General features: G+C 64.2%; 3 protein-coding genes. 2 read left to right on the forward strand and 1 reads right to left on the reverse strand.

The window, feature by feature from the left end:
- Positions 1 to 106: 106 nt before the first annotated feature.
- Complete coding sequence (locus EJD88_RS16865) at positions 107 to 5002, forward strand: alpha-2-macroglobulin (protein WP_158878527.1); 4896 nt, start codon at positions 107 to 109, stop codon at positions 5000 to 5002.
- A gap of 41 nt (positions 5003 to 5043) precedes the next feature.
- Here the strand turns inward: EJD88_RS16865 and EJD88_RS16870 are convergent, their stop codons facing one another.
- Positions 5044 to 5337 carry a hypothetical protein gene (locus EJD88_RS16870; protein ID WP_158878528.1) on the reverse strand — a complete coding sequence of 98 codons (294 nt, stop codon included), beginning with the start codon at positions 5335 to 5337 and terminating at the stop codon, positions 5044 to 5046.
- An 89-nt stretch (positions 5338 to 5426) separates the two neighbouring features.
- Here EJD88_RS16870 and pbpC point away from each other — a divergent pair, with 89 nt between their 5' ends.
- On the forward strand, positions 5427 to 7757 hold the full coding sequence (gene pbpC, locus EJD88_RS16875) for a peptidoglycan glycosyltransferase PbpC (protein WP_158878529.1): 2331 nt from the start codon (positions 5427 to 5429) through the stop codon (positions 7755 to 7757).
- Positions 7758 to 7886: the final 129 nt, after the last annotated feature.

The raw sequence follows: 7886 nt of genomic DNA on the forward strand, positions 1-7886 counted from the left end.
CCAGAACCAACCCACCCTCCGTCGGTCAATGTGACCAGCGCCACATCGGCTTTGCCGGCGCTGATATATAGTTCACCCCTCGGTTCCCTCTCACTACGAGTGCCCCATGCTTAACAAAGGATTGTTCCTGGCCTGCGCGCTGGCCCTGCTGAGCGCCTGCGATTCTTCCGATAAATCTGCTGCGCCGTCCGCGCCCCCAGTGGCGGCTGCGCCGAAACCGGCCAAGGCGGCGGTGGATGTGCCAGCGCTGAAGCAGCGTTATGCCGGGCGTGAGTTGAGCGTGGTGGACGTGTCCGAGGTGCAGTTGGACGGGGCCAGCACCTTGTCGGTGAGTTTTTCCATTCCCCTGGACCCCGACCAGAAGTTCGCCGATAGGCTCCACCTGGTGGACAGCAAATCGGGCAAGGTCGACGGCGCCTGGGAACTGTCCGATAACCTGATGGAGCTGCGCCTGCGCCACCTTGAGCCCCAGCGCAAACTGGTGCTGACAGTCGACGCCGGGGTGAAGGCGGTCAACGACAACACGCTCGCCGCCGAGTACATCGCCCGCCTGGAAACCCGTGACCTGCAAGCCACCGTCGGCTTCGCCAGCCGTGGCACCTTGCTGCCGACGCGCCTCGCCGAGGGCCTGCCGGTGATCGCGCTGAACGTTGACAAGATCGACGTCGAATTCTTCCGCATCAAGCCCGAATCCCTGCCGTCGTTCCTGGCGCAGTGGGGGCGCAATACCAGCCTGCAAAGCTATGAATCCCGTGAACTGCTGCCGCTGGCCGATCTGGTCTACGGCGGCCGTTTTGATCTCAATCCGGCGCGCAATACCCGTGAAACCCTGCTGCTGCCCATTGCCGGCCTCAAGCAATTGCAGCAGCCGGGCGTATACCTGGCAGTGATGCGCGCTTCGGGCACCTACAACTATTCGCAACCGGCCACGCTGTTTACCCTGAGTGATATCGGCCTGTCGGTGCATCGCTACGCCAATCGCCTGGATGTGTTTACCCAGGCACTGGAAGGCGGCAAAGCGCTGGATGGCGTCGACCTGGAAGTGCTGGATGCCGATGGTCGCGTGCTGGGCCAGGGCAAGACCGAGAAGGGTGGCCACGCCGAGTTGCCGTTGCCGAAAAAGGCCCAGGTTTTGCTTGCCAAGCAAGGCGAACAGACCAGCCTGCTGCGCCTCGACAGCGCTGCGCTGGACCTGGCGGAGTTCGACATCGGCGGCCAACCCTCGCACCCGTTGCAGTTCTTTGTATTCGGCCCGCGCGACCTGTATCGCCCCGGCGAAACCGTGCTGCTCAACGCCCTGCTGCGCGACAAGGACGGCAACGCCGTGAAGCCGCAGCCGGTGAGTGTCGAGGTGCGCCGCCCGGATGAACAAGTCAGCCGCAAATTTGTCTGGGATGCCGACGCATCCGGCCTCTATCAATACCAACTGCAACTGGCCGCAGAGGCGCCGACCGGGCGTTGGCAGTTGGTGTTCGACCTGGGCGACGGCAAACCGCAGTTGTATGAGTTCCTCGTCGAAGACTTCCTGCCCGAGCGCCTGGCGCTGGAACTCAAGGGCAGCGACACAGCGTTGAGCCCGGCGGATAACCCCGTCATCCAGGTCAACGGCCGTTACCTGTACGGCGCGCCAGCTTCCGGCAATCGGGTCAGTGGGCAAGTCTATGTGCGGCCGCTGCGCGAAGCGGTCAAGGCGCTGCCGGGCTATCAGTTCGGTTCCGTCACCGAAGAAGAACTGAGCCAGGATTTTGAACTGGACGAAAGTGTCCTTGATGCCAAGGGCCAGGAAAAACTGACCCTGGAAAGCAAATGGGCCGAGGCCAAATCACCGCTGCAACTGATCGTGCAGGCCAGCCTGCAAGAGTCGGGCGGACGGCCGATCACCCGTCGCCTGGTGCAACCCATCTGGCCGGCCGAGCAATTGCCGGGCCTGCGCGGGCTGTTTGACGGCACCGAAACCAACGGCGATGGCCCGGCGGAATTCGAAGTGCTGCTGGCCAACCAGGACGGGCAGAAACTCGCCGCGCAAAACCTCAAGGTGCGCCTGGTGCGCGAGCGCCGCGACTATTACTGGAACTACTCCGATAACGACGGCTGGAGTTACCACTACAACGAGAAATTCCTCAACCTTGATGAGCAGACGCTGAACATCAAGGCCGGCGACACCGCCAAGGTCAGTTTCCAGGTGGAGTGGGGCCCGTACCGTGTCGAGGTTGAAGACCCGCAGACCGGTCTGGTCAGCAGCCTGCGTTTCTGGGCCGGTTATCAGGCCCAGGACAACACCGAAGGCGGCGCCGTGCGGCCCGATCAGGTCAAGCTGGCGCTGGATAAACCGGCGTATGGCGACGGTGACACCGCCAATATCACCGTGACGCCGCCCGCTGCCGGTAAAGGCTACCTGCTGGTGGAGTCCGCCGAAGGGCCGCTGTGGTGGCAGGAAATCGAGGTGCCGGCCGAGGGCAAAAGCTTCGCCGTGAAACTCGACCCTACATGGTCGCGCCATGACCTGTATGTGAGTGCCCTGGTGATTCGCCCTGGCGAACGCAAGGCCAATATCACCCCCAAACGCGCCGTGGGCCTGCTGCACCTGCCGTTGGATCGCACCCAGCGCAAGCTCGGCGTGACCCTCACCGCCCCGGAAAAAATGCGCCCCAAACAACCACTGACGGTGAAAGTCACCGCCAAAAACGCCGACGGCAGCGTGCCCAAACAGGTGCATGTGCTGGTGGCGGCGGTGGACGTGGGCATCCTCAACATCACCGAGTACCCGACGCCCGACCCGTACGCCAGCCTGTTCGGCCGCAAGGCGTATGGCGTGGACCAGTTCGACATCTATGGCCAGTTGATCGAAGCCGGGCAGGGCCGTCTGGCCAGCCTGGCCTTCGGTGGCGACGCGGCATTGGCCAAGGGTGGCAAGCGCCCGGACACCAGCGTGACCATCGTCGCCCTGCAAAGCGCGCCTGTGACCTTGAACGACAAGGGCGAGGGCGAAGTCAGCGTCAACATCCCCGACTTCAATGGCGAACTGCGCCTGATGGCCCAGGCCTGGAGCGATGACCGCTATGGCATGGCTGAAGCCAAGACGGTGATTGCCGCGCCGCTGATCGCCGAGCTGTCGGCGCCGCGCTTCCTCGCCGGCGGTGACCAGACGACACTGGCCCTGGACCTGTCCAATCTGTCGGGCAAGGCGCAGAAACTCGATGTGCAACTGAGCGCCGAGGGGCAGTTGGAATTGGTCAACACTGCCGCGCAAACCGTTGAGCTCAAACAAGGCCAGCGCACCACCCTGCGTATCCCGGTGAAAGCCTGGGGCGGGTTGGGCCAGGGCAAGGTGAAGGTGACAGTCAACGGGCTGGATCTGCCGGGTGAAAACCTGCCGCCGTTCAGCCGCGAGTGGACCTTGGGCGTGCGTCCGGCTTATCCGGCGCTGCTCAAGCATTACCGCGCAGTGCTTAAGAATGAACCCTGGAGCTTGCCCGCCGGCAGCCTGGAGCAATTCGATGCCTCCGGGCGTGAGGCGCTGTTGAGCCTGTCGAGCCGGCCGCCGCTGAACCTCGGCGCGCAGGTCTCGGCGCTCAAGGCGTACCCGTATGGGTGCCTGGAGCAAACCGCCAGTGGCCTGTACCCGTCGCTGTACGCTGACGATGCGTTGCTCAAGCGTCTGAGCATCAAGGGCGAGCCGGATGCCGAGCGCAAGCGCAAGATCGAGTTGGGCATCGAACGCCTGCTGGGCATGCAGCGCTACAACGGCAGCTTTGGTTTGTGGGGCGCCGACGGCGAAGAAGAATATTGGCTGACGGCCTACGTCACCGACTTCCTGCTGCGCGCCCGCGACCAGGGTTTTGCCGTGCCGCCTGAAGCCTTGAAAAAGGCCAGCGAGCGCCTGCTGCGGTATGTGCAGGAGCGCAACCTGATCGAAGTCGACTACAGCGACAACGCCGAACACACGCGCTTTGCCGTGCAAGCCTACGCCGGCATGGTGCTGGCGCGCAGTCAGCAGGCGCCACTGGGCGCGCTGCGCAGCATTTTCGAGCGACGCAGCGATGCGCGTTCCGGGTTGCCGCTGGTGCAGTTGGCCATTGCCTTGCACAAGATGGGCGACCAGCCGCGTGCGGACCAGGCGTTGCAGGCAGGCTTGGCAGCGCAACGCAGCGCCAAGGAATGGCTGGCCGACTACGGCAGCCCGCTGCGGGACCAGGCGATGATCCTGGCGTTGCTGGAAGAGAATGACTTGGCCAAGGGCAAGCGCGAAGAGCGTTTGTTTACCCTGTCGGACCAATTGGCGGCCAGCCCGTACCTGTCGACCCAGGAGCGCAATTCGCTGTTCCTGGCCGGGCGCCTGGGGTTCGCCCAGCCCGAGTCGGCCTGGAAGGTCCTGCTCAACGGCAGCGGCGGTGAGCATGAGCTGAACAATCAACAGTCGACGCTGGACCTGGAAGGCAAGCTGCTTTCAGGCGATCTGAGCCTGAGCAATCAGGGCGACACGCCGGTGTACCAGCAACTGACGATCTCGGGTTACCCGCAAGTGCCGCCGGCACCGGGTGGCGACAACCTGAGCATCCGCCGTGAATACCTGGGTATGAACGGCCAGCCGCTGAACCTGCGCAGCCTCAATAGCGGCGACCTGGTGCTGGTGCACCTGGCGGTCAGCGCCAAGCAGCGCGTGCCGGATGCGTTGGTGGTCGACCTCCTGCCCGCTGGCCTGGAGCTGGAAAACCAGAACCTGGCGCAAAGTGCTGCCAGCCTGGAAAACGCCAGCAGCCAAGTGAAGGAGTGGCGCGAGTCGATGCAGAACGCGGCGCTCAAGCATCAGGAGTTCCGCGATGACCGCTATGTGGCGGCGATCAACCTGGACGGCGATGGCACCACGCACCTGCTGTACCTGGCGCGTGCGGTGACGCCGGGCACCTACCGTGTGCCGCCGCCGCAGGTGGAGTCGATGTATCGGCCGAACTGGCAGGCCGTGGGGGATACCCCGGCGGACCTGGTCATCAAGGGCCGCTGAAGAACCCTTGTGGGAGCGGGCTTGCTCGCTCCCGCAGGGGATTAGTGCACGACCCAGCTGAGCAGCCACAGCCCCAGCAGCAACCAGATAATCCCTATGATGATCGACGCCCGCATAAATGCGCGGACTGCCGAGTAGAGCAACATAAGGCCGACGATCAGGGTGATGATGCTGATAATCGACGTGTCCATGCCCAACGTACGGGACAACCCTTCGACAAAGTTTGCGCCGGCATGGGTCAGCACACCGAACAAGCCGCTGAGGCCGTCGACGATAAACCGGATGATGGAGCCGAGCGCCTGGCCCAACCACTCGAAAAAGCTTTCTAGCTGCATGTGCGTGTCCTGATAAGAGGTGGGCGTGTCTGTGCCTTTGGTTGTTAATGCGACAGGCTAGTTCCCTACCAGCATAGAGGTTTGCCCGTTTGAAATTGCGTTTAGTTGCCCGCTGGACCCTGGCGACCCTCCTGTTGGTGATTGCCCTGCTGTGGCTGGCCGACCGTATCTGGCCGCTGCCCCTGCCCAAGGATGACCTGGCGCGGGTGGTGCTGGCCGAGGATGGCACGCCGTTGTGGCGCTTTGCCGATGCTAATGGGGTGTGGCGCTACCCGGTGCAAACCAGCGAAGTCTCGCCGTATTACCTGGACGCCGTGCTCACCTACGAAGACCGATGGTTCTACCAGCATCCAGGCGTAAACCCGCTGGCGTTGGCGCGCGCGACCTGGCAGAACCTGACCGGCGCTCGGGTGGTGTCGGGTGGCAGCACCTTGTCGATGCAGGTCGCCCGTTTGCTCGACCCGCATTCACGCACCTTTCACGGTAAATTGCGCCAGCTGTGGCGCACCGCGCAGTTGGAATGGCACCTGTCCAAGGAACAAATCCTCAACCTCTACCTGAACCGCGCCCCGTTTGGCGGCACGTTGCAGGGCGTGGCCGCGGCCAGTTGGGCCTATCTGGGCAAATCCCCGGCGCAATTGACCCATGCCGAAGCGGCCTTGCTTGCCGTATTGCCCCAGGCGCCCAGCCGCTTGCGTCCGGACCGCCATCCGCAACGCGCCCAGCAGGCTCGGGACAAGGTCTTGCGGCGCCTCGCCGAGTTTAAGGTATGGCCGCAATCGGCGGTCGACGAAGCCCTTGAAGAACCGCTGCTACTTGCCCCACGCCTGGAACCGAGCCTGGCCCCCTTGCTCGCCCGCCGCCTGAACCGCCCCGACAGCCCGCCGCTGATCCGCACCACCGTTGACGCCACCCTGCAACGCCGTCTCGAAGACCTGTTGCTGGGCTGGCGCGCACGGTTGCCGGAGCACACCTCGGCCGCGATCCTGGTGGTGGAAGAGGAAACCATGGCCGTGCGGGCGTATCTGGGCTCGGTGGACATCAACGACGCCAGGCGCTTTGGCCATGTGGACATGATCAGCGCGTTGCGTTCGCCAGGCTCGACCTTGAAACCCTTCCTGTATGGCCTGGCCCTGGATGAGGGGCTGATTCACTCCGAGTCGCTGCTGCAGGACGTGCCCCGGCGGTATGGTGATTACCGGCCGGGCAATTTCTCCATGGGGTTTACCGGCGCGGTGCCGGCGAGTACTGCGTTGTCCAGCTCCCTGAACCTGCCGGCGGTGCAGCTGCTGGAAGCTTACGGGCCCAAGCGATTTGCCGCCGAGATGCGCATCGGCGGCGTGCCCCTGGCATTGCCTGCGTTGGCCGAGCCGAACCTGGCGCTGATCCTCGGCGGCGCGGGCAGCCGTCTGGAAGATTTGGTGGGCGGTTACAGTGCCTTCGCCCGGGCCGGTAAAAGCGCTTCCATCCGATTGCAGCCTGACGACACGTTGAGAGAACGACCAATGCTGTCGCCGGGTTCTGCCTGGATTGTGCGGCGCATCCTCAGTGGGCAAGCGCGGCCGGATCGCGACCCGCGTGCCGAGCTGGTGCAGCGCCCGGTGCTTGCCTGGAAAACCGGCACCAGCTACGGCTTTCGCGATGCCTGGGCGATTGGCGTGGGGCCGCGCTACCTGATCGGCGTGTGGATCGGCCGACCGGACGGCACGCCCGTGCCGGGCCAGTTCGGCTTGGCGTCGGCGGCGCCTCTGATGTTGCAGGTGCATGACGTGTTGACCAACCGCGACAGCCAGCGCGGCATCAGTGCGCCGGTTTTACCGGTGCCAGCCACTGTCGGCGTGGCGGCGATCTGTTGGCCCCTGGGCCAGCCGATGAGCCGCAGCGATCCGAATTGTCGGCGCCAACGCTTCGCCTGGACCCTGGACAACACCACGCCGCCGACCTTGCAGGCGTTGGACCAACCACTGAGTGTGGGCTTGATGGAAAGTATCTGGGTCAACGCCAAGGGCTTGCGGGTTGACGCCCATTGCCCCGGTGCCGTCGCCCGCCATATCGCCCTCTGGCCCGCGCCTTTGGAACCGTGGCTGCCAAGGGCCGAACGCCGCGAAGCACGCATCCCGGCCGCCGATCCGGATTGCCCGCCACCGGCGCTGGCCGCGTCTTCGCCGCTGTCCATTGTCGGCGTGCGTGAAGGCGACCAACTGCGCCTGCCCGCCGCCAGCCAACAAACCCTGCGCCTGAAAATCTCGGCCCTGGGCGGCAGTGGTCGGCGCTGGTGGTTCCTCAATGGCGCGCCGTTGGGGGACAGTGCCAATCAGGACTTTATCAATGCCAGTTTCGAGCGGTTGGGGCGCTATCAGCTCAGTGTCCTCGATGAGGCCGGTCAAACTGCACGGCTTGAATTCAGCGTGGTGGATTAGGGCCTCATCGGGGCATAGGTATCGACACAACTTCCAGTGGATGCTGAATCTATGGCAAATGGGCTGTTGTGGTGAGCGGGCTTGTCCCGCGCTGGGCTGCGAAGCAGCCCCAATAACAAACACCGCGTA

This window comes from Pseudomonas sp. PB105, from assembly GCF_009764655.1.
GTDB lineage: Bacteria > Pseudomonadota > Gammaproteobacteria > Pseudomonadales > Pseudomonadaceae > Aquipseudomonas > Aquipseudomonas cyclaminis.